The organism is Streptomyces sp. 5K101 (assembly GCF_046506645.1).
Lineage (GTDB): Bacteria > Actinomycetota > Actinomycetes > Streptomycetales > Streptomycetaceae > Streptomyces.
The window spans coordinates 167396-189829 of sequence record NZ_JBKFFO010000002.1; the positions used below are offsets into that span (position 1 = coordinate 167396).

The window sequence follows — 22434 nt, forward strand, 5'->3', positions numbered from 1 at the left end:
CGCCGGCGCGTTCGGCTCAGTGCCGGCGACGACGCGCGCGGGCCCGGTCGCGATGACGGCCGGGCCCGCGCTCCGTCAGCTTCCGGGTTCGCGCGGCGCCGACCCGGGGGCGGCCTTCGCCGCCGCCTCCGCCTTGGCCAGCTCCGACTTCCGGTACGAGTAGCCGAAGTAGAAGACCAGTCCGATGAGGAACCAGACCGCGAACCGCGCCCACGTCTGCCACTGCAGGAAGGTGATCAGCCAGATCGAGAAGACCACACCGAGCGCGGGGACCACGGGCATGCCCGGGCACCGGAACGTGCGCGGCAGTTCGGGCCGCCGGTAGCGCAGCACGATCACGGCGATGCACACCACGACGAAGGCCAGCAGGATGCCGATGTTGGTCAGTTCGGCCGCCTCGCCGATCGGCAGGAATCCGGCGATGGCCGCCGAGGCGAAGCCGGCGATCCACGTCACACGGGTCGGCACGTGCCGCGTCTCGTGTGTCTTCGCGAACCACTTCGGCAGCAGTCCGTCGCGGCTCATCGAGAACCAGACACGGGTCACGCCGAGGAGGAACGTGAACATGACGGTGAGGATGCCGATGATGGCGCCGACCGCGATGACGTCGGCGAGCCCGGCGAGTCCCACCGACTGGAAGGCCGTGGAGAATCCGCTCTCCCTGTCGATGTCGCGGTAGTTCTGCATGCCCGTCAGAACCAGGCAGGCGAGCACGTAGAGCACCATCGAGATGGCCAGCGAGTACACGATCGCCTTCGGCATGTGGCGCTGGGCGTCCTTGGACTCCTCGGCGGCCGTCGACATCGCGTCGTAGCCGAAGACGGCGAAGAACACCGTCGCCGCTCCCGTGAACGCCCCGCCGACGCCGTAGGGGAAGAACGGGTCGTAGTTGGCGGTGTCGACGTGCACCACGCCGACGCCGATGACGAGCAGGACGACGAGCACCTTCAGCACCACGACGCCCGTCTCGAAGCGGGCCGCGTTCTTGATGCCGAGGGTGAGGAGGTAGGCGATGAGCAGGCAGAGCAGCACGGCGAACAGGTCGACTCTGTGTCCCTCGCCGGTGCCCGGCGCGCCCAGCATCCAGGCCGGCAGCTCGGCGCCCATCGACTCGACGAGGAAGTTGAAGTACCCGGAGATGCCGATCGCCACGACGGCCACGATGGCGGTGTACTCCAGCAGGAGGTCCCAGCCGATGAACCAGCCCGCCAGTTCGCCGAGGACCGCGTATCCGTAGGTGTAGGCCGAGCCGGCCTTCGGGATCATTCCCGCGAACTCGGCGTACGAGAAGGCGGCCGCCGCGCTCGCGACACCCGCGATCAGGAACGAGACCAGCACGGCCGGGCCCGCGGTGCCGTTGGCGACGGCGCCGGCCAGGCTGAAGATGCCCGCGCCGATGATGCCGCCGACACCGATCGCGGTGAGCTGCCAGAGCCCGAGGGTGCGGGTCAGGCGTTGGTGGACATCGGCCTCCTCGATCTGCTCGATGGGTTTGCGGCGCAGAACTCCGCGCCCCATCCGGAACCCGGCCATGGGCGTCACCTCTTCACTGACGGGATCTCTGACGCCGGATCATGATGGCGAAGGCGCCCCCTCCGTGGAAGGGGCCGCGCTGGGGCCGCACGTCGATCCCGTGTTGGCCGGCGCAAAGAATGCGTCGCGCAGGCTGCCCGGTCGGCGTATTGCGATCTGCCATCGCCAGGTAATGCGATGCAGGGCATGCTCGCGGGCATCGGTGTGGTGATCGTGCTCGGTCAGCTGTACGCCATGGCGGACGCCGCTCAGCCCGGCAGTGGTTTCGGCAAGCTGGCCGGCCTGCCGGGGCTCGCCGTCGAGATCGCCGCCAGTGCCGCCGCCCTCACGGCCTTCGCGATCGGCGCGGGCACCGTCGCCGTCCTGGTCCTGTGGCCCCGGATGCCCGCGAAAGTGCGCGTGGTGCCGGGACCGCTGGCCGCTGTGGCGCTGGCGACCGCCGCCACCGCCGCCACCGGTCTGTCCCCGGCGACGGTCGAGATCAGCGGGTTGCTCAAGGCCGTCCGGCCGCCCGGCCCGGACGACTTCGCCCACCTCGGCAGCACGGCGGTCATCGGCACGGTGCTCGCGTTCGCCCTCATCGCCTCGGCCGAGAGCCTGTTCAGCGCCGCGGCGGTGGACCGCATGCACAGCGGACCACGCACCGACTACGACAAGGAACTCGTGGCCCAGGTGTGGGCAACACGCTGTGCGGAGCGCTCGGCGCGTTGCCGATGACGGCCGTCATCGTGCGCAGCGCTGCCAACGTCCAGGCCGGCGCCCGCACGCCGCTGTCCCGTAGCGCGCACGGCCTGTGGCTGCTGCTGTTCGCGGCTCTGCTGCCGGCGGTCATCGGCATCATCCCGCTGGCCGCACTCGCCGGTGTCCTGGTCCACGCCGGATGCAAGCTCGTCCCCGTCAAGGACCTCGTCCCGCTGTGGCGCGCACACCGCAGCGAGGCGGTCCTGCTGACCGTCACGGCACTGGCCGTCGTCTTCACCAACCTCTTCGAGGGCGTGATCCTCGGCCTGCTGCTCGCGGTGGTGAAGTCGGCGTGGGAGACGTCGCACGTCCAGCTGAGCACGCACCGCCTGACCGGTGGCCGCATCGTGGTCACCCTGACGGGCAACGCGACCTTCCTGCGCCTGCCGCGCATCCTCGAACAGCTGGAAGGACTCCCGCAGGACCAGCCGATCGAGCTCGACCTCGCGCGCCTGCGCCACCTGGACCACGCGTGCCGGGTGGCCCTGGAGCACTGGGCGCACCGGCACAACCACCCGGAGACCGAGCCCGTCCGGATCCGCCACGGCGAACCGGCCGGCGCCCTGCTGCCCTGACGCGCCCCTGCCCCGCCGCCCGGCCGGTCCGGGCGGCGGGGACCGTCAGGGGAAGGTGAGCGTCGGCGCGAACAGTGTGACCACCACGAGGACGACGGGGAAGCACACCAGGAACATCGCGAAGGTGTAGCCCATGATGTCGCGGGCCTTCAGGCCCAGGATCGCCAGAGTCGGCAGCATCCAGAACGGCTGGAGCAGGTTCGCGCTCGCCTCGCCCAGGTCGTACACCACCACCATCCAGCCCTGGTGTACTTCGAGTTGGTTCGCCGCCTCCATCACGTACGGCGCCTCGATCACCCACTTGCTGCCGCCGCTCGGCACGAACACACCGAGGACGCAGGAGTAGACCGCGATGAGGGCCGGATAGAAGAAGGCGTTGGAGACGTCCGTCAGCCAGCCCGCGATCGTGGAGGACAGGCCGGTGAAGGCGATCACGCCGAAGATGCCGCCGTACAGCGGAAACTGGATCAGCACACCGGACGCGGCGGACACTCCCTCGCGTACGGCCGCCACGAGCCGCGCCGGCCTCCAGTGCAGGATGAGGGCGAGCAGGATGAGGATCAGGTTGACGGTGTTCAGATCCAGGGCATTCAGGGGATTGCCCGTCGCCGAGGCGAAATAGCGGTACAGGTACCACACGCCCAGCAGGAAGATCAGGACGGCGAACGCCGGGCTGTGCTCCAGCCAGTCGCCGGGCCTGCGCCGCTCGCCGGTGCCGCTGTCCTCACGCGTCTCCTCCAGCAGTGGCCGCAGGCGGATACCCAGGTCCTCGGCCGTCTTCGCGGCCTCGGGCGAGGGGGCGAGGAACCAGGCGAGCACGCCCGCGACGAGGAAGACGACGGCCGTGGCGGCCATGCCCTGCCACAGGAAGATGGTCTCGGTGAGCGGGATGAGACCCGAGCCGCGTCCTTCCTCGATGACCTTCTGCACCGCCTCGGGGCTCGCCCCGGCACTGGCGACCTGGAGGGCGGCCGAGCCCGAGAGGCCCTGCGCCCAGACGGTGCCGAGCCCGAGGAAGGCCATCGCGCCGATCGCCCGGTAGTCGACACCGCGCACCAGCCGGGAGATCTCCTTGGCCAGGATCGCGGTGAAGATCAGGCTGAACGCCCAGTTGAGGTACGACGACACCATGGACACGGTGGCGGTGAACGCGACGGCGGAGCGCGGGCTCCGGGGCACTCTGGCGAGGCGGGAGATCAGCCGGGCGACGGGCCGGGACACCGCGACCGCGTAGCCCCCGATGATGATCATCGCCATCTGGAGCGTGAACTGGATGAGCGACCAGAAGCCCTTGCCCCAGGCGTCCACGAGGCCGTAGCCGGTGGTCGCCGTGGGATCGTCGGGCGCGCCCGTGACCGGAGCGCCGGTCAGGAGGCCGAGGGCGAGGACCACGAAGGTACCGACGAGGACGAAACCGAAGGCGTCCGGCAGCCAGCGCTCCGTGGCGGCGGTGAATCGCAGGGCGATGCGGGCGAGGACGTTCTCGCGCGTGTCGTCCGTGGTCCGCCCGGTACCCGTCACTGCCATCCGACATCTCCTCACACCGCACAGGCCGGGCGCATCGCGCGCACCGCGGACCAGGAAGGTAGAGCAGGACGGCGGCGATCACTATGGGCTGGGAGCCCATAGACGGCGCGCCGATCATGGTGGACGGCCCCTTGAACGCCGACGACGACCCCCGACGCGGGAGGCCCGGGACAGCGCCCGGCAGCATCGGGATATATCAAGGAATAGGACGACAATGCCGCAACCATTCCTCTGCGAGGTGTGTCTCCCTCAGTGACACCACTGTCCCCGCACAGAAAGAAACGGGGGACACCATGCACCACCACTCACGGCTCGCGGCCGCCGCCGCGGCCCTTCTCCTCGTCGCCGGGACCGGATCGACGGTCCCCGCATCCGCCTCGCGGTCCGCCGCACCGTCGCAGGCTCCGGCGACCGCCCTCGTCACCAACGTGCGCTGGGGCGGCCACAGCTCCTTCGACCGGCTCGTCGTCGACATCCGCGGCAAGGTGCCGCCCATCACCGTGCAGGCGGTGCAGCGGCTGCACTACGACGCCATCGGGACCGAGGTGCCGCTCGCCGGGAAGCACTTCCTGGAGATCAGGCTCTCGCCGGCCGCCGCACACGACGACAACGGCAGGTCCGTCTACAAGGGCCCGAAGCTCACCAGGATCTGGCTGCCCTCCCTGAAGGGCCTCGCCCTCACCGGCGACTTCGAAGGAGTGGTCACCTTGGGAGCCGCGTTCCACACCAGGCCCAGCTACACGACGCGCGTCCTGCACTCGCCGGAGCGCTTCGTGCTCGACATCCGGCACGCGCCACCGGTCTGCGGGCGGTGACGGCACGCGGCCCCGGTTCCCCGCACGGCCCCCTCCACCGGGTGGGGCCGTGCGGTCCCGCGTCTCTGGTCCGCCCGGTGCATTCCGCCCATGTCGTACGGGAATCGCCCAGCTCACCGGCGGCCGCACACCTATCGTGCCGGCATGAGTGCACACTTCGATGTCGTGGTCCTCGGTGCCGGCCCCGGCGGCTACACGGCGGCCGTCCGATGCGCCCAGCTCGGAATGTCGGTGGCGGTGGTCGAGGAGCGGTACTGGGGCGGCGTGTGCCTGAACGTGGGGTGCATCCCCTCGAAGGCGCTGTTGCGCAATGCCGAGCTGGCCCATCTGTTCACGCACGAGGCGAAGACCTTCGGGATCCGCGTCGAGGGTCAGGTCGGCTTCGACTACCGGGAGGCGTTCCTGCGCAGCCGGAAGGTGGCCGAGGGACGCGTCGGCGGCGTGCACTACCTGATGAAGAAGAACGCCATCACCGAGTACGACGGAACGGGCGTCTTCACCGACGCGCACACCCTGGTTGTCCGGGCCGCCGACGGCACGGAACAGAGCATCGACTTCGACCACTGCATTCTCGCCACCGGGGCCACGACGCGCCTGCTGCCGGGCACGAGCGTGAGCGAACGTGTGGTGACGTACGAGGAGCAGATCCTCAGCGACCGGCTGCCCGGGAGCGTCATCATCGCCGGAGCCGGTGCGATCGGCGTCGAGTTCGCGTACGTCCTGCACAACTACGGCGTGCAGGTCACGCTCGTGGAGTTCCTGGACCGGGTGGTCCCGCTGGAGGACGAGGAGGTCTCCGCCGAACTGTCCCGCCGGTACCGCAAGCTGGGGGTGAACGTCCTGACGTCGACGCGGGTCGAGGCGATCGACGATTCCGGGCCGCAGGTGCGGGTGCATGTCACCACGGGCGGGCAGCGCCAGACGCTCGAGGCCGACACGGTGCTCCAGGCCATCGGGTTCCAGCCCCGGGTGACCGGGTACGGCCTGGAGAACACCGGGGTGCGGCTGACCGACCGGGAGGCGGTCGATGTCGACGGCCGCTGCCGCACGAGCGTTCCCCACATCTTCGCGATCGGTGACGTCACGGCGAAGCTGATGCTCGCGCACGCCGCCGAGGCCATGGGCATCGTCGCCGCCGAGACCATCGCGGACACGGAGACCATGGAACTCGACTACACGATGATCCCCCGCGCCACCTACTGCCAGCCGCAGATCGCCAGCTTCGGCTGGACGGAGGCGCAGGCGCGCGAGCGCGGCTTCGACGTGCGGGTGCAGAAGTTCCCCTTCACCGCCAACGGCAAGGCCCACGGCCTCGGCGATCCCGCCGGCTTCGTGAAGATCCTCAGCGACGGACGGCACGGCGAACTGCTGGGCGCCCACCTCATCGGCCCCGAGGTCACCGAACTGCTCCCGGAACTGACCCTGGCTCAGCAATGGGACCTGACCGTGCACGAAGTGGCCCGCAACGTGCACGCCCACCCGACCCTGGGCGAGGCGGTGAAGGAAGCGGTCCACGGCCTGGCCGGGCACATGATCAACATGTAGCGGACTCGGTCCGCGCCGCCCTCAGGGACCGGGCAGCGGCTGCTCGGTCCAGATGGTCTTCCCCTGGCGCGTGTACCGGCTCCCCCACCGCTCGGTGAGCTGGGCGATCAGGAAGAGGCCGCGTCCGCCCTCCTCGGTGGCCCGCGCCCGCCGCATCCTGGGGTGGGTGTTGCTGGCGTCGGAGACCTCGCAGATCAGTACCGCCGCCCGGATGAGCCGGAGACCGACGGGGCCGCCGCCCGCGTAGCGGATGGCGTTGGTGACCAGTTCGCTCGCCACCAGTTCGGTGGTGAAGGAGAGTTTGTCGAGACCCCAGTGGGACAGCTGCCGCACCACTAGGTGCGTGCGTCGGCGACCACCGCGGGATCGGCTTCCAGCCGCCAGGTCGCACAGTCGTCCCGGGCGATCACGCGCGTACGGGCCAGCAGCAGCGTCACGTCGTCCGACAAGGGGCGCGGGGCGAGTTCGGACACGATCTGCCGGCCGGTGTCCTGGAGCGGGCGGCCGGGCGCACTCGCGCGTGTCAGCAGGGAGGCGAGGGTCGCCATCCCCTCGTCGAGGTCGGCCCGGCCCCGCTCGACCAGGCGTCGGTGTACAGGGCGAGGACGCTGTTCGCCTCGACCTCCGTCTCCAGAGGCTCGAAGGGCAGGCCGCCGACTCCCAGCGGCGGGCCCGGGCTGACGTCCAGATGGCCGACGGTGCCTTCGGGGCGCAGCAGGGCGGGCGGTGGATGGCCGGCGCTGGCCACGACGCAGTGCCAAGTCACCGGGTCGTACGTCAGGTACAGGCAGGTCGCGCCGTACGAGTCGAAAGCCGCCCGCGGAGCGTGGTCGTGCGCGGTGCCTGCGTCGGCGGTCTCGTCCGTGGTCGTGGGCGGCAGCAGGCTGCGCTGGAGGCTCACGGCCGCGTGCCGCTCGCGCGCATAGCGGCGTACGTTGTCCACGACGAGCGCGGCCCGGGACGCCGTCTCCTCGAGCAGGGCCATGTCGTCGTTGTCGAAGGAGTGGCGCGGGTCGCTGCGCCAGACCGTGACCTGCCCCAGGAGCCGCCCTCTGGCCCTGAGCAGTGCGCTCATCCCGGAGTGGGCGCCCGGGGGCCGGACGGCGGGGCGTCGGCCGCCGGGGGCCTCTCGGCGGTCCACATCCGGCCGGCGGGCCGGCCTGTGACGTCGACGGACGCAGGTACGCCCACCCTCAGCGCGCCGCCCGCCCCGGCCGCGGCCGCCCGGCGCAACAGGTGCTGCCCGTCCTCGTGCATGTCGGTGTTCCTCGGGCGCGAACACGGCCTCGGCGATGTCGACGGCCGCCGCGTCGGCCAGGGCGGGCACGAGGACGTCCACCAGGTCCGCCGTCGTCTCCGCGAGCGAGAGGGAGCTGCCGAGTACGACGGTGGCCCGGTGCAGCAGGTCGAGCCGTTCGCGTGCCCGCCGCTGCTCCGTCACGTCGACGAACAGGGCGGTGACGCCCGTGACTTGGCCGTCCGGGTCCTGGAGGCGGAACGCGGAGAGGGCGGCCACGATGCGGGTCCGCCCTCGGGTCGACCCGGGTTCGTACGAGGATCTCCGTCCCACGGAAGAGCATGTCCGCCTCCCCTCCGCCGCCCTTCCGCACCACGGCACTGCCCTCCCAGACCGGGCCGTCGCGCTGGGCGAGGACGTCCGGCCAGCGGGCGGGGTCGGCCAGCAGTTCACGGACCCGACGGCCCGACAGGTCGTCGGCCGGGCGGTTCAGGAGGGCCTCGGCCGCCGGTGTGCAGCCGAGGACGGTTCCGGTGCCGTCCACCAGGAGTCCGGCCGTGTTCCCCGCGTCGAGTGGATCGTCGTTGTCGCAAGCCGGACGCATCAGCCCAGGGCCCGGTCGAGGTTGAACGCGGCGCTGATGAGCGCCAGGTGGGTGAACGCCTGCGGGAAGTTGCCGGTCTGCTCGCCGGTCCGGCCGATCTCCTCGGCGTACAGGCCGAGGTGGTTGGCGTAGGTGAGCATCTTCTCGAAGGCGAGCCGCGCCTCGTCCACGCGCCCGGCGCGGGCCAGCGCCTCGACGTACCAGAAGGAGCAGATCGAGAACGTGCCTTCCTCGCCCCGCAGTCCGTCCGGGCTGGCCTGCGGGTCGTAGCGGTACACCAGGGAGTCGGACACCAGGTCCTCGCCGAGCGCGTCGAGGGTGGACAGCCATTTGGGGTCCGTCGGGGAGATGAACTTGGCCAGCGGCATCATCAGGACGGCCGCGTCGAGGACGTCCCCGTCCTCGTGCTGGACGAACGCCTGGCGTTCGTCGGACCAGCCGCGCTGCATGATGCGCCGGTAGATTGTGTCGCGTACGTGGCCCCAGCGGCTCAGCTCGGCCGGCAGGCCGCGGTGCCTGGCGACCCTCATCGCGCGTTCGATCGCGACCCAGCACATCAGTTGTGAGTACAGGAACCTCTTGCGGCCGCCGCGGGTCTCCCACACCCCCTCGTCGGGCTGGTCCCAGTTCTCGCAGACCCAGTCGACCAGCTCCACGACGGTGTCCCAGTGTCCGCTGGAGAGCGGCTGGCCCCACTTGTCGTAGAGGTACAGGCAGTCGACGAGTGCGCCGTAGACGTCCAGTTGGAGCTGGCCGACGGCGCCGTTGCCGATACGGACCGGGGCCGAGCCCAAGTGGCCCTCCAGATGCGTCAGTTCCTCCTCCGGAAGCTCGCGGCGGCCGTCGATGCCGTACATGATCTGCAGCCGGCAGTCGGCACCTGCCGGGGCGATGGTCTTCTCGGAGAGGAAGGCGACGAACGCTTCGGCCTCGTCGGCGAAGCCCAGCCTGAGGAGGGCGTAGACGCAGAAGGCGGCGTCGCGGATCCAGACGTACCGGTAGTCCCAGTTGCGCTCGCCGCCGACGTGTTCCGGGAGGCTGGTCGTCGGAGCGGCCACGATGGCGCCGGTCGGTGCGTAGGTGAGCAGCTTGAGGGTGAGCGCGGACCGGTGCACCATCTCCCGCCAGCGGCCGCGGTAGCGGGACCGGGACAGCCAGCGGCGCCAGTACCGGACGGTGGCGTCGAACAGGTCCTCCGCCTCGGTGAGGGCGCAGGACCGCGGCTCGACCGGGCCGCCGATCCGGTCGAGGGCGAAGACCGCGGACTCGCCTTCGAGGAGTTTGAACGAGGAGCGGACGTCCGGGCCGTCGATCTCGACCGGCACGGTGGACGTCAGGGCGAGGGAGAGGTCCGGGGAGTCGAAGACCGTCTGGCCCTGCCGCGTACTGATCGAGTGGCTCTGCCGGCCGTAGTCGAACCGGGGCGCCACCCGTGCGGTGAAGGGCAACGATCCGCGGACGCACAGCACGCGGCGGATCAGGCGGTGGCGGCCGGCCTCGCGCGAGTCGTCGACGACGGGCATGAAGTCCTGGATCTCGCCGACGCCGTCGTCCGCGAAGAAGCGGGTGATCAGGATGTTGGTGTCGGGGAAGTAGAACTGCTTCGTGCGGACCGGCACATCCGGGGCGAGGGCGAACGAGCCGCCGCGGTCGGCGTCCAGGATCGACGCGAAGACGCTGGGCGCGTCGAAGCGTGCGCAGCAGTACCAGTCGATGGTGCCGTTCGTGCCGATGAGCGCCGCGCTGCGCAGGTCGCCGATGAGCCCGTGCTCGGCGATGGGGAGGTATCGCGGTGCGTCCGCCTTGGTGGGGCGTGCACTCGTGGCTCCGGCAGTCAAGCGAGCCTCCCATGACGTCGCAGGACACCCGCGTTTCAGTCTAGGACCGCCGTTCGGCGGCGGCGACCCGCGCCGAGGCCGGTGGGCAGGGGCCGGTCAGCGCCCGTTCTCCTCGCCTGGCGGCCACTCGACGCCCTTGCCCGGCTCCACGGCGTCGCGGCGGCCGCGAGCGCGCGCTTCGTCGCGCTGCGCGACGCCGGGGTGGTGCAGGTCGAACGCGGGGGATTCGGAGCGGATCCGGGGCAGGGCGGTGAAGTTGTGGCGGGGCGGTGGGCAGGAGGTGGCCCATTCGAGTGAGCGCCCGTAGCCCCAGGGATCGTCGACGTCCACGCGCTGGTTCGCCTGCGCGGTCTTCCACACGTTGTAGAGGAACGGCAGGGTCGAGATGCCCAGCAGAAAGGCGCCGATGGAGGAGACGGTGTTGAGCGCGGTGAAGCCGTCGGCGGCGAGGTAGTCGGCGTAGCGGCGGGGCATGCCCTCGGCGCCGAGCCAGTGCTGCACGAGGAACGTGGTGTGGAAACCGACGAACAGCGTCCAGAAATGGATCTTCCCGAGGCGCTCGTCGAGCAGCGTGCCGGTCATCTTGGGCCACCAGAAGTAGAAGCCGGCGAACATCGCGAAGACGACCGTGCCGAAGACGACGTAGTGGAAGTGGCCCACGACGAAATAGGTGTCGGTGACATGGAAGTCCATCGGCGGCGACGCGAGGATGATGCCCGTCAGGCCGCCGAAGAGGAAGGTCACGAGAAAGCCCGTCGACCACAGCATCGGCGTCTCGAAGGACAGCGACCCGGTCCACATCGTGCCGATCCAGTTGAAGAACTTGACCCCGGTCGGCACGGCGATGAGGAACGTCATGAACGAGAAGAACGGCAGCAGCACGGCACCGGTCGCGAACATGTGGTGCGCCCACACCACCATGGACAGACCGGTGATGGAGATGGTGGCGCCGACCAGCCCGACGTAGCCGAAGATCGGTTTGCGCGAGAACACCGGGATGATCTCGGTGATGATGCCGAAGAACGGCAGCGCGATGATGTAGACCTCGGGATGGCCGAAGAACCAGAACAGGTGCTGCCACAGCAGCGCCCCGCCGTTCGCCGGGTTGAACACCTGGGCGCCGAAGCGGCGGTCCGCCTCCAGGACCAGCAGGGCGGCCGCGAGGACCGGGAACGCCATCAGGACCAGCACCGAGGTGAACAGCACGTTCCAGGTGAAGATCGGCATCCGGAACATCGTCATGCCCGGGCCCCGCAGGCAGATGATCGTGGTGACGAAGTTGACCGCGCCGAGGATCGTGCCGAAACCGGCCAGGGCGAGTCCCATGATCCACAGGTCCCCGCCGACGAACGGGGTCCGCTCGCCGCCGCTGAGCGGCGTGTAGGCGGTCCAGCCGAAGTCCGCTGCCCCCTGCGGGGTCAGCAGGCTGCTCACCACGATCAGCCCGCCGAAGAGGAACAGCCAGAAGGACAGCATGTTCAGCCGGGGGAACGCGACGTCGGGCGAGCCGATCTGCAGCGGCATGACGGCGTTGGCGAAACCCGCGAAGGTCGGGGTGGCGAAGAGCAGCAGCATGATCGTGCCGTGCAGGGTGAACATCTGATTGTACTGCTCGTTGCTGATGATCTGGAGGCCCGGCCGCGCCAGCTCCGCACGGAGCAGCAGGGCCATCACACCGCCGACGACGAAGAAGAGGAACGACGCGATCAGGTACAGGTGCCCGATCTTCTTGTGATCGGTGGTGGTGATCCACGAGATCAGCACCTGCCCTCGTCCGCGGTGGGGAACCGGCACCGGTGTGACGGTCTGCTCGGTCGGCGTCGCCATGGAAACCCTTCCGTGTCGGGCTGGGCGGAGCACGGCCCCACCGGGCGGTGGGGCCCGGCCCCGGCGTGCCGCTCTCCTGACTACCCCGAGTCCACGGCGTGACGCCCGCCGAAACGGCAGCGCGTACGAGTGACCCTGCGGGCCCGAGCCCCCGTCGGCCCTCGGCCCCAGCCACTCGCCGGGATGGGTGTATCGGGCGGCGCGGGGTCGTGATCCCGGCGATGCGCTTGGCTGCTTCCTCGACGGACGCGCCGGGCTTGACCATGTGACTCGCCGTCAGCCGGACGACGGCCTCGACGGCCTCGACGGCTGCACGACTCTGCGACGAGGCGGGGTCGCGGAAGGGCGTGCGCGAGGGCGGCTGCGGCGGCACCGCACCGGGCGGCACATATCCTCACCCGAGGCATGCCGAGTGGAGGGCCGTAGAGGTGGCGGAGAGCAGGAAGACCGTTTCGGGCGGTACGGAAGGCGGCTCGCGTCCCTCCGCCTCGCTCAGCGCGCAGGCGCGCGAGGCCGTCCGGCAGCGCATCGTCGACCGGCGCTATCCGCAGGGCGCGCGACTGGTCGAGCGCGAGGTCGCCGAGGAGCTCAGGATGTCGCGCGTCCCGGTCCGCGAGGCCCTGCGGGCGCTGGTCGCCGAGGGCCTGCTGGAACTGCTGCCGCACAGCGGGGTGCGGGTGCGCCGCCTGGAACGGCTCGACGTGGAGCACCTGTACGAGGTGTGGGAGCCGCTCGCGGTCCAGGCGTCGCGGCTCGCGGCGCGGGCGGCAGCCGGTGCCCCCGAGCAGCTCGCCGCGCTGGAGGCGACGCTCCGGCAGGCCGAGCAGGCGGCCGCGGACGACGCCGGCGCGCGCGAGGTGGCCGCGCACACGGCGTTCCACGAGGGCGTGGTGACGCTGTCGGGCAATCCCCTGCTGGCCCGCATGATGGAGCAGCTGAGCTGGCAGCTCCAACTGCTGTTCGGGATGCGCGAGGAGCCGGCGCACATGCGCGCCCAGCACGCCGAGATGTTCCGTCACATCGCGCTGGGCGACGCCGAGGCCGCCGCGGCGAGCACACTGCTGCATGTACGCGACAGCAGGACGGTGGCCCTGCGTTCCCTCTTCGGCGACAGCCCCCGCTGAGCCGTTTGTATACCACTCTCCGGATCTACACCGCGCGGTGATCGCTCGCACCTAGGTTCTCTTGCCGCTTGGGCATCACCCTTGCTCGTTACGATCAGCTTGGTATACAAACTGGAAACCCGCCCTACCTACTCCCCAGGGAACCGCCATGTGTGTCGACGCCGCACCACCGCCCTCCAGCCGACTGACCCGCCGCGGGATCCTCGCGGGCGCCGCCGCGCTCGCCGGCACCGTCGCGGGCGCCTCGTCCACGACGACGACGGCCACGGCGGCCGACCGGACCCGTCCGGCACACGGCGGCAGGGCGGCGGGCGGCGACCTCGTCGTCCGCGGCGGCACGCTGCTCGACCCGGCGACCGGCGAGGTCACCGAGGACGCGGTCGTCGTCATCAGGGACGGCGTAGTCCTGGCGGCCGGGGCCCGGGCGCACACGGACGTGCCCCGGGGCGTGGAGGTCGTCGACGCCCCCGGCCGGTGGATCCTGCCCGGCCTGGTCGACGCGCACATCCACCTGAGCACGGTGGCCGAGGCCCGTGCCGCGGTCGCCCTGGGCGCGACGAGCGCGCGCAGCGGTTCGACGAACTTCTACCAGGACATCGCCGTACGGGAACTGGCCCGCCACACCCCCGTCCAGGCGCCCCGGCTGCGGGCCGCCGGCGTCTTCGTCACACCGCACCTCGGCGACACGGTGCTGGCCGACCCCGACCTCACCCCGCTCGTCCGGCTGAAGGACGGCGTCCGCTCGGCCGAGGCGCTGCGCCGGGTCGTCGAGGTGAACCTCGCGCGCGGCGCCGACGTGATCAAGACACGCGTCAACGAGCGCGCCGGGCTGCCCGAGCAGGACCCGCTGACGCAGGTGTACTCGCACGAGCAGCTGTCCGAGGTCGTGGCCGCGGCCCGGCGCGGCGGCAAGGGCGTCCTGTGCCACAGCTACAGCGAGCAGGGCTGCCACGACGCGGTCACGGCCGGCATCCGCTCCCTGGAGCACGGCGCGTTCGTCGGCGAGCGCACCCTGCACGAGATGCGCCGCCGTGGCACGTACTTCACTCCCACGCTCACCGCCATAGCGGGCCTGGCCACGTCGCCGGACCCGGTGCTCGCCGAACGCGGCCGCACCTACCTGCCGGTGCTCAAACGCGCCGTCCTCGCCGCGCACGAGCTCGGTGTGCCGCTGGCGGCGGGCACCGATTCGGCGGGCGCGACCGTGGAACCCGTGGGCCGGGAGGTCGAGCTGATGCGGGAGGCCGGGCTGCCGGTGCTCGACGCGATCCGTACGGCCACGACCGGCGCGGCCCGCCTGCTGGGCCTGGAGCGCACGGCAGGCCGTCTCGTACGAGGGTTCGCGGGCGACGTGATCGTCGTGGACGGTGACCCCCTGGCGGACGTGTCGGTGCTGAAGAAGCCCGTACGGGTGATCCGGGCGGGCATCGCGCTCGACGCACCGGGGCGCAGGTGAACTCGAAGCAGCACTCGAAGCCGAAGTCGAAGTCGAAGTCGAAGGAGTCTGCATGACACCGTCCCCGCATTCCGCCGGCGGCCTGTCCCGTCGCCGTGTGATCGCAGGCGCCGCCGCCATGGCCGGTACGACCGCGGCGCTGTCCGCATCCGCCTCGCTGTCCCACGCCCAGGCCCCCACCGCCTCCGCCCCCGCCGGGCAGCCGCGCGGCGGCCGTCCCTCCAGGGCCGTGGTCTTCCGCGACGTGCGGCCGTTCGGGGCGCGGACCCCTGTGGACCTAACGGTCGTCGACGGCCGCATCTCCGACCGGCCCGCGCCGCCCGGCGCCGACGTGGTCGACGGCGACGGCCGCATCGCGCTCCCCTCGCTCGTGGACGCGCCCATCCACCCCGACAAGACGACCTGGGGCGGCTCCTGGGTGTCGCGCAAGCCGGCGACCGGCCTCGCCGACTACGTCGCCCAGGACGTGGAGCTGTTCCACAGCCAGGACCGGCCCGTCGCGGAACGCGCGTACGGCCTGATGGCCCACGCCGTCACCCGCGGCACCCGTGCGATGCGGGCCCACGCGGACGTGGCCCCGGCGTACGACCTGGCCGGCGTCGAAGGCGTCGGCACGGCCCGCGAGCGGCTGCGGCACGCGCTCGACGTCCAGATCGTCGCCTTCCCGCAGCACGGCGTGATCCGCACACCCGGTACCGCGGAGCTGCTCGAGGAGGCGGCCCGGACGGGAGCCGTCGACCTGATCGGCGGCATCGACCCCATCGGCTTCGACCAGGCACTCGACGAGCAGCTCGATCTGGTCTTCGGCATCGCGGACCGGCACGGGGTCGGCGTCGACATCCACCTGCACGACCGCGGGGAGAAGGGGCTCACGGCGCTGCGCGGCATCATCGACCGCACGCGAGCGCTGTCGCTTCGGGGCAAGGTGACCGTCAGTCACGTCTTCTGCCTGCCGGGCTGAGCGACCGCGAGCTGGGAGCGATCGCTTCCGACATGGGCGACCTGGGCATCTCGCTGACCACGGTGGCGCCGTCCCACTCACTGGTCCTCCCCGTGGCGCGGCTGCGCGAGCACGGCGTGGACATCGGGCTGGGCTCCGACGGGGTGCGCGACTCGTGGAGCCCGTTCGGCAACGCGGACATGCTCCACCGCACCCATCTGCTGGGCTGGGTCACGGACGTACGCCTCGACGAGGAGCTGACGGACTGCTACCGCGTGGCCGCGCACGGCGGCGCGGACATCCTGGGCATCGCCCACGCGGATCTCGCCCCCGGGGCTCCGGCCGACTTCGTCCTCGTACGCGGCGAGTGTCTGCCGCCGGTGGTGGTGGACACACCGCGGCGCGACATGGTCGTGCACGGCGGTCGCGTCGTGGCACGCGACGGGAAGCTGGTCGGCTAGGCACCGGCTTCCCGGAACGAGCGAATCCCTTTGGTGCAGGAAGGCGGCCCCTGGGTACCCGGCACACCGTGCACAGCCCGCGCGGGCAGCCCCTGCCACGCGGCAGATCCAGAGGAGGCGCAGTGATGAGCACGGTGAAGGAGACCGTCGAAGTCGAGGTCCCCGTCAGCACCGCCTACAACCAGTGGACGATGTTCGAGGAGTTCCCGAACTTCATGGAGGGTGTGGAGCAGGTCACCCAGGTCGACGACCGCCACAACCACTGGACCACCAGGATCGGAGGAGTACGCCGGGAATTCGACACCGAGATCATCGATCAGCTCCCCGACGAACGCATCGCGTGGCGCACCATCAGCGGCGACACCAAGCAGAAGGGCATGGTCAGCTTCCAGCGCCTGGACGACACGCACACGCGGGTGGAACTCGTGATGGACGTCGAGCCCGGCGGCATGGTGGAGAAGGCCGCTGACATGACCGGAATGATCGACCGGCGCGTCAAGGGTGACATGCGACGTTTCAAGGAGTACATCGAGCACCAGGGTGGCGAGAGCGGGGGCTGGCGCGGTCGCATCAAGCCCGGATGACCTCAGGCCCGGAGCGCTGATCACCGCCCGGCCGATCCTCGACGACGGCGGGGAACCGGGGACGGTTCACCGTCCCCGGTTCCCCGCGCGCCCGCTACGCTCTGTGCATGGTGCATGTACTGGGCAGCAGGCTGCTGCTGAGCCCCACCGATCCGCAGCGCTCGCGCGACTTCTACGGCCGCGCTCTGGGGCTGGCGATCTACCGTGAGTTCGGCACCGGCCCCGAGCGGGGAACGGTGTACTTCCTCGGCGGCGGATTCCTCGAACTCTCGGGCCGCTCCGACACCCCGCCCTCGCCGGCCGTGCGGCTGTGGCTGCAGGTCCCCGACGTGCGGGCGGCCCACGACGAACTGCTGGCCCGGGGCGTGGAGGTGCTCAGAGCGCCGCAGAAGGAGCCGTGGGGGCTGGTCGAGATGTGGATCGCCGACCCGGACGGGGTGCGTATCGCGGTGGTCGAGGTTCCCGAGGACCATCCGCTGCGCCGCCGTCCGTGACCGACCTGTTCGGCATCACCGGCCTCGAACTCGGCCGACACCGGGGGCGCATGCGGCCCGGTTCGTCCTCTGCCGACCACTGACGACATGTCTGCGCCGCATCCTGCGCGGCGCGGGGCCAAAGGATCTTCACAACTGCGCGACGGCTTCGACGCCTTCCCACAGCCTCGGCCGGGCACCATAGTGGCCCCATCGCCCGGCCATCCCCCGGGCGCCGAACCCGACGGCAGGCACCACCAGTTCCAGGCCCATCAGGAAGAGGACGACCCCTCGTGACACCTCACAGCGGCACTTTCGGATCCGCCGGCGAGCGTCTGCTGCAAAACCACCTCGGCAGCGCGGAACGGGCCGCCGGATTCTACGGCCGCCAGGTACAACCGCAGCTCACGCCCCAGATGCGGGACTTCATACGCCGCCAGAACATGGTCTTCATCTCGACGGCCGACGCCGGCGGAGAGTGCGACGCGAGCTTCCGAGCCGGTCCGCCGGGGTTCGTCGTCGATCTGGACCAGCAGACCCTGACCTATCCCGAGTACCGGGGCAACGGCGTCCTCGCCAGCGCCGGGAACATCACGGAGAACCCGCACATGGGCCTGCTGTTCATCGACTTCACCCACCATCACATCGGGCTGCACGTCAACGGCCGGGCGTTCCTGCGCACCGACGAGGAGCAGCGGCGGACGTATCCGCGGCTCCCCGTCGACACGGCTCCGGGGCGTCGCCCCGAGCTGTGGGTGCACGTCGTCGTGGAAGAGGCGTACGTGCACTGCTCGAAGCACATCCCGCACCTGGAACCCGCCCAGCGGCCGCGGCTCTCACCGGACCGCCGCCCGAAGGACCCCGACTACTTCGTCGCCCCGCCCCCTTCCGCTCCGCCGTCCCCCGCGCCCGTCCCGGTCCCTGCCCGGCAGCACGGCTAGGGAGGTTAGGCAGTCCGCCTGACGGCGAGCAGGGCGACGTCGTCGATGCGGCCCGGGCCGTCCTGGCCCGTGAGGAACTCCGCGAGGGCCGCGAGATCCATCTCGTCTCCGTGGACCGTCGTCCGCAGCCAGCCCCTGATGTCGTCCGCCATGCGGCGCACGCAGGTGTCGATGTCCGCGTCCCGGCGCTCGACCAGTCCGTCGGTGAACAGCACCAGGGCCTCGCCTGCGCCGAGCGTCGCCGCCGTCGTGGGGTAGCGCGCCCGCGGGTCCACGCCGAGCGGCGGACCGCCGGCGAGCCGTATCTCGTCGACGTCGTCCCGGCGCACCCGCATCGGGTGGGGGTGTCCCGCCCGGGCGCCGTAGAGCGTGCCGTCGGCGGGATCGAGGACGAGGTAGGCGCAGGTCGCGAAGCGGTCGGTTTCCAGGTCGCACAGCACGCGGTTGACCCGGGACAGGATCGAGCCGGGCGAGACGGCCGCCTCGGCGGAGGTCCGCAGCGCGACACGCAACTGCCCCATGACGGCGGAGGCATGGGCGTCGTGACCCTGGACGTCGCCGATGACCAGGGCGGCCGTTCCCTCGCTCAGGGGCAGGACGTCGTACCAGTCCCCGCCGATGTGCATGCCGCGGGTCCCCGGCAGGTAGCGGGACTGCGCGCTGAGCGCGGAGAGCGCGGGCAGGTGGCGCGGGAGCATGGCCTCCTGCAGGTCGGTGGCGCGCTGGTGCTCGTCGTCGAACAGCTGCGCGCGCTCCAGGCTCTGGGTGAGGATGACGGCCACCGCCGTGTAGAAGGTGCGTTCGCCGGCGTCGAAACGGCGGGGCCGGGCGAAGGCGATCAGGCACGCCCCGGTGACGTGGTCGGCCGACCCGAGGGACAGCACCACCCAGGACCTCGGCGGCAGCGGGCCGGCGACGGCGAGGCCGGGGAGGTGCGGCAGGGGGTGCTGCGTGAGGTCCTCGATGAACAGCGGCTCCTCCTGGGTCGCCGCGAAGGTCATCATGGCGCGGGCCGGTCCGCGCAGGTGCTCCAGCGCGGGAGCGACGCGGGTCTCCCCCACGATCTCCAGCCGGCCGCCGTCCACGATGCCGAGGGCCAGGTTCTCGGCACCGAGGGCGGGGCGCGCCAGATCCGTCATGACCTGGGTGACGTCCCGCACCGTGACCGCCTTGGACAGGGCACGGGTGAGCGTGAACAGGAAGGCGTCGCGGGAGGTGTCCGGCGAGACGCGGACGGCGGACGACGGGGCGCCGCCGGCCCCGGTCTCGTAGACGAACCCGAGCGCCCGCGACGGGCGGCCCGCCTGGTCCAGCAGGACGCGGCCGCACTCGGCCAGATGGTGCACGCTGCCGTCGCGATGCACGACCCGGTAGTCCAGGTGGTACCGGTCGGGTCCGGCCCGGTCACGGGACTCGGCCGCGACGACGGCGGCCTCGGTGGCCTGGGCGATCGCGGCCTGGAGCACGGGCACGTCGTCGGGATGCAGCAGGGCGAAGAACGTCTCGCCCCTGCCGTCGAACTCGGCCGGGTCGACGCCGTAGATCGCGCACGCGCGGTCGTCCCAGTAGACGTCGTCCGCGGAGAAGTCCCAGGCGAAGACGCCCGCCTCCGCCGCGTCCATCGCCGAGGCGAGGAGGCCCGCCTCGGCGCGGGCCCGGAGCGCGAGGGCGCACCCTTCGGCGAACAGGGCCCAGTGGGCGGGATCCGACCGGTCGCCGTCCCGGCCGGTGGCGTCGTCCGTGCCCACGGCGAGCGCGCCGAGCACCTGCCCGTCCGTCGCCAGCGGGAGCACCGAGGTCCGTCCGGCGGGACCGTGGACCGTCCTGGAGCGCCCGGTGCGCACCACCTCGTGCGCCGCCTCCTCGACCGCGGCGTCGCGGCCGGGTCCGTCGGGGAACACGTCGAGGACGGCCCCCCGTCCCACGTACAGGCGTGTGTTCCCGGCCGGGAGACTCCAGAGCCCGTCGCCATCGGCGGTGAGGGTGTCGACCATGGCCTGTGGTTCACGGCAGCGCAGGACGCGCAGCACGTGGCGTACGAGCTCTGAGGGGTCGGCTCTGTGCATGCCACAACCTTTCCGACGGCAGCCCGCAGGACCATTCTGCGCACCACGCGGACGACGGGCATGTCGTCGGGACGGCGCGGCGGTCCGGGCCCGGACGCCCCCCCGCGCGCCACCGGAATACGTCCGTCCGGGCGTACTCGAGCAAGCGCGGGCCCGCAGGAGAGGCACTGGACATGCACAACCAGGTGCCCCGGTGAAGCATGGAGAGGTCAGCCTGCAAGCCACCCGGGCGACGGGTGGCACCGAAAGCGGTGAACCGTGCATCCACACCCGCCGACGGCACCGGCAGGGCGATGAGCAGCCCGGACCGGCTTCCGTCGCCCTCGTTCCTCAAGGCGGTGTTCGACGCCCTGGGCGCGGGGATCTACGTCACGGACGCCGACGGCCGTGTCACGGCGGCCAACCCCTGGGCGCAGCGGATCGTGGGGCGCTCCGAGGCGGAGACGATCGGGCGCGACCTGCACGACCTGCTCCATCGCGACGCCGACGGCAGGCCGATCCCCCGTGACGAGTGTCCAATCCTCCACGTACTGGCCGACGGACGGGCCGCCGAGGGGAGCGCCGACTACTACCTGCGCGCCGACGGCACGCTGACTCCGATCATCTGGGCGGCGACCGCCATCATGCGGGAGGACCGGGTGGACGGGGCCGTCATCGTCTTCCACGACTTCACCCTCCACCGGGAGGCAGCCGAACGGACCGCGGCGCACCTGGCCGCGCTGGAGGAGCTGACCGGCCGGTTGAGCACCGTGGCCGGCATCTCCACCGTGCTCATCTCCACGCTGGACATCGACGAGATGCTGCACCGGCTCGTACGACTGCTGGTGCCCGAACTGGGCGACTGGGCCGCAGCCGATCTGCTCACCGGCGAGGAAACCCAGGTGGCGCGTCGCGTCGCCGTCCACAGCTGGCACGACCAGGAGAGCGCGCGCTCCCTGGAGGGCCCGCTTCCGCCGCTGCCGATGACATCGGCCGGGGCACTGACGCGGGTGCTGCGCCACGCGGAGCACGTTCTGCTCGACGCCCGCGGCCTGGCCGCCGAACCGGACTCCGCCTTGGGGCGGGCCCACCACGAGCTGTTCCACCGCCTGGGCGGCCACTCGGCCGCCGTCGTACCGCTGTACTCCCGCAGCAAGGTCTACGGCGCGCTCACCGTGGCCCGGACCACCGGCTCTCCCGCGTACACGGAAGCGGATCTGCTGGTGCTGGCCGACATCGGACGCAGGGCCGGGCTTGTCATGGACAACGCCCTGCTGTTCGACCAGCAGCGCCATGTCGCCGAGACCATGCAGCGGCAGCTGCTCACCCCGTTGCCGCAGATCAACCGCCTGCGGATGGCCGCCCGCTACTGGCCGGCGCAGAGCGCCGCGGAGATCGGCGGCGACTGGTACGACTCGTTCCTCCTGGCCGACGGCGTGACCACGATGGTCATCGGTGACGTCGCCGGGCACGACCTCAAGGCGGCCGCGCACATGGCCGAGGTCCGCAACATGCTGCGCGCGCTGGCCTGGGACCGGCAGGAGCCGCCCAGCCTCATCATGCGCCGCCTGGACGAGGCCATGACCCACACCAGTGACGCCCCGATGGCGACGGCGATCTTCGCCCGCATCGAGGGGTCGTCGGGCGGGCCGTGGCAGATGCACTGGGTCAACGCGGGGCATCCGCCCCCGTTGCTGGTGACCGCCGACGGTCGGGCACGGTTCCTGGAGGAGGGCCACGGGCCGCTGCTGGGGATGAGTTCCGCGCTGCACCTCGGCCTCGGCTGGCCGGACGCCCGCGTGGAACTGCCGCCCCGCTCCACCCTGTTGCTCTATACCGACGGGCTCGTCGAGAGCCGCTCGCAGCCCATCGACTCCGGGCTCGCGCTGCTGCGGCAGCACGCCTCCGCGCTGGCGCACCTCGATGTCGAGAGCTTCTGCGACGCCTTGCTCGACCGCATCGAGCCGGGCGGCGACGACGTCGCCCTGCTCGCCCTGCGCCTGCCGGCCGCGGGAGAGGGCGCGGACGACGAGGAGCCGCCGCCCGCACATCCCGCGCACAGCCCCGCCGCGGACAACCGGGCGGCACCGGGCTCCCGTGTCGAGCACACGCCGGTACGGAACGCCTCGGACGAGGTGCGGGACACCTGACGCCGGGGCTCGGCGCGT

16 protein-coding genes and 2 pseudogenes are annotated in these 22434 nt (G+C 71.4%); 10 read left to right on the top strand and 8 right to left on the bottom strand.

What is annotated here, in order from left to right; genetic code table 11:
- Positions 1-75: 75 nt before the first annotated feature.
- On the bottom strand, positions 76-1533 hold the full coding sequence (locus tag ACLB9X_RS03755) for an amino acid permease (protein ID WP_410358764.1): 1458 nt from the start codon (positions 1531-1533) through the stop codon (positions 76-78).
- Positions 1534-1704: 171 nt separating this feature from the next.
- Between ACLB9X_RS03755 and ACLB9X_RS03760 the strand changes: the two are divergent.
- Positions 1705-2849 (top strand): annotated as a pseudogene (locus tag ACLB9X_RS03760) (SulP family inorganic anion transporter); the annotation flags it as partial.
- 45 nt (positions 2850-2894) lie between these two features.
- Here ACLB9X_RS03760 and ACLB9X_RS03765 read toward each other — a convergent pair.
- A complete protein-coding gene (locus ACLB9X_RS03765; RefSeq protein ID WP_410358765.1) occupies positions 2895-4376 on the bottom strand; it encodes a short-chain fatty acid transporter in 1482 nt (493 codons plus the stop codon).
- 293 nt (positions 4377-4669) lie between these two features.
- Here ACLB9X_RS03765 and ACLB9X_RS03770 point away from each other — a divergent pair, with 293 nt between their 5' ends.
- Together ACLB9X_RS03770 and lpdA are read left to right on the top strand one after the other, a co-directional pair.
- On the top strand, positions 4670-5191 hold the full coding sequence (locus ACLB9X_RS03770) for a hypothetical protein (protein WP_410358766.1): 522 nt from the start codon (positions 4670-4672) through the stop codon (positions 5189-5191).
- A 144-nt stretch (positions 5192-5335) separates the two neighbouring features.
- Complete coding sequence (lpdA, locus tag ACLB9X_RS03775; RefSeq protein ID WP_410358767.1) at positions 5336-6736, top strand: dihydrolipoyl dehydrogenase; 1401 nt, start codon at positions 5336-5338, stop codon at positions 6734-6736.
- Between the two features lie 21 nt (positions 6737-6757).
- Here the strand turns inward: lpdA and ACLB9X_RS03780 are convergent, their stop codons facing one another.
- The 5 genes from ACLB9X_RS03780 to ctaD form a co-directional block, all read right to left on the bottom strand.
- Positions 6758-7069 carry an ATP-binding protein gene (locus ACLB9X_RS03780; protein ID WP_410358768.1) on the bottom strand — a complete coding sequence of 104 codons (312 nt, stop codon included), beginning with the start codon at positions 7067-7069 and terminating at the stop codon, positions 6758-6760.
- 2 nt (positions 7070-7071) lie between these two features.
- The gene (locus ACLB9X_RS03785; protein ID WP_410358770.1) at positions 7072-7284 is read right to left on the bottom strand and encodes a hypothetical protein; all 213 of its coding nucleotides are present in this window, start codon (positions 7282-7284) and stop codon (positions 7072-7074) included.
- On the bottom strand, positions 7260-8252 hold the full coding sequence (locus ACLB9X_RS03790; RefSeq protein WP_410358771.1) for a SpoIIE family protein phosphatase: 993 nt from the start codon (positions 8250-8252) through the stop codon (positions 7260-7262). Before ACLB9X_RS03790 ends, ACLB9X_RS03785 begins: the two co-directional genes overlap by 25 nt.
- A gap of 324 nt (positions 8253-8576) precedes the next feature.
- The gene (locus ACLB9X_RS03795; protein ID WP_410358773.1) at positions 8577-10415 is read right to left on the bottom strand and encodes a glycoside hydrolase family 15 protein; all 1839 of its coding nucleotides are present in this window, start codon (positions 10413-10415) and stop codon (positions 8577-8579) included.
- Between the two features lie 96 nt (positions 10416-10511).
- A complete protein-coding gene (ctaD, locus tag ACLB9X_RS03800) occupies positions 10512-12242 on the bottom strand; it encodes a cytochrome c oxidase subunit I (RefSeq protein WP_410358774.1) in 1731 nt (576 codons plus the stop codon).
- A gap of 428 nt (positions 12243-12670) precedes the next feature.
- Between ctaD and ACLB9X_RS03805 the strand changes: the two genes are divergently transcribed.
- From ACLB9X_RS03805 to ACLB9X_RS03830, 6 genes and pseudogenes are all read left to right on the top strand, one after another.
- Positions 12671-13366: a GntR family transcriptional regulator gene (locus ACLB9X_RS03805; protein ID WP_410358775.1), complete on the top strand. Its 696-nt coding sequence runs from the start codon at positions 12671-12673 to the stop codon at positions 13364-13366.
- 148 nt (positions 13367-13514) lie between these two features.
- Positions 13515-14822, top strand: a complete 1308-nt coding sequence (locus ACLB9X_RS03810) for an amidohydrolase family protein (RefSeq protein ID WP_410358776.1) — start codon at positions 13515-13517, stop codon at positions 14820-14822.
- A 52-nt stretch (positions 14823-14874) separates the two neighbouring features.
- Positions 14875-16223: pseudogene (locus ACLB9X_RS03815) on the top strand (amidohydrolase family protein).
- A gap of 125 nt (positions 16224-16348) precedes the next feature.
- Positions 16349-16807 (top strand): SRPBCC family protein, encoded by a 459-nt coding sequence (locus tag ACLB9X_RS03820; RefSeq protein ID WP_410358777.1) that lies wholly within the window; start codon positions 16349-16351, stop codon positions 16805-16807.
- Between the two features lie 107 nt (positions 16808-16914).
- Complete coding sequence (locus ACLB9X_RS03825) at positions 16915-17301, top strand: VOC family protein (protein ID WP_410358778.1); 387 nt, start codon at positions 16915-16917, stop codon at positions 17299-17301.
- Positions 17302-17573: 272 nt separating this feature from the next.
- Positions 17574-18221, top strand: a complete 648-nt coding sequence (locus ACLB9X_RS03830) for a pyridoxamine 5'-phosphate oxidase family protein (protein WP_410358779.1) — start codon at positions 17574-17576, stop codon at positions 18219-18221.
- Positions 18222-18226: 5 nt separating this feature from the next.
- Here the strand turns inward: ACLB9X_RS03830 and ACLB9X_RS03835 are convergent, their stop codons facing one another.
- The gene (locus ACLB9X_RS03835) at positions 18227-20287 is read right to left on the bottom strand and encodes a SpoIIE family protein phosphatase (protein WP_410358780.1); all 2061 of its coding nucleotides are present in this window, start codon (positions 20285-20287) and stop codon (positions 18227-18229) included.
- A 293-nt stretch (positions 20288-20580) separates the two neighbouring features.
- Between ACLB9X_RS03835 and ACLB9X_RS03840 the strand changes: the two genes are divergently transcribed.
- A complete protein-coding gene (locus ACLB9X_RS03840) occupies positions 20581-22416 on the top strand; it encodes a SpoIIE family protein phosphatase (RefSeq protein WP_410358781.1) in 1836 nt (611 codons plus the stop codon).
- Positions 22417-22434 lie beyond the last annotated feature (18 nt).

Coding starts and splice junctions, on each gene's coding strand:
- ACLB9X_RS03755 (WP_410358764.1), bottom strand. CDS start 1,533: ATGGCCGGGTTCCGGATGGGGCGCGGAGTTCTGCGCCGCAAACCCATC.
- ACLB9X_RS03765 (WP_410358765.1), bottom strand. CDS start 4,376: ATGGCAGTGACGGGTACCGGGCGGACCACGGACGACACGCGCGAGAAC.
- ACLB9X_RS03770 (WP_410358766.1), top strand. CDS start 4,670: ATGCACCACCACTCACGGCTCGCGGCCGCCGCCGCGGCCCTTCTCCTC.
- lpdA (WP_410358767.1), top strand. CDS start 5,336: ATGAGTGCACACTTCGATGTCGTGGTCCTCGGTGCCGGCCCCGGCGGC.
- ACLB9X_RS03785 (WP_410358770.1), bottom strand. CDS start 7,284: ATGGCGACCCTCGCCTCCCTGCTGACACGCGCGAGTGCGCCCGGCCGC.
- ctaD (WP_410358774.1), bottom strand. CDS start 12,242: ATGGCGACGCCGACCGAGCAGACCGTCACACCGGTGCCGGTTCCCCAC.
- ACLB9X_RS03810 (WP_410358776.1), top strand. CDS start 13,515: ATGTGTGTCGACGCCGCACCACCGCCCTCCAGCCGACTGACCCGCCGC.
- ACLB9X_RS03820 (WP_410358777.1), top strand. CDS start 16,349: ATGAGCACGGTGAAGGAGACCGTCGAAGTCGAGGTCCCCGTCAGCACC.
- ACLB9X_RS03825 (WP_410358778.1), top strand. CDS start 16,915: ATGGTGCATGTACTGGGCAGCAGGCTGCTGCTGAGCCCCACCGATCCG.
- ACLB9X_RS03835 (WP_410358780.1), bottom strand. CDS start 20,287: ATGCACAGAGCCGACCCCTCAGAGCTCGTACGCCACGTGCTGCGCGTC.
- ACLB9X_RS03840 (WP_410358781.1), top strand. CDS start 20,581: ATGAGCAGCCCGGACCGGCTTCCGTCGCCCTCGTTCCTCAAGGCGGTG.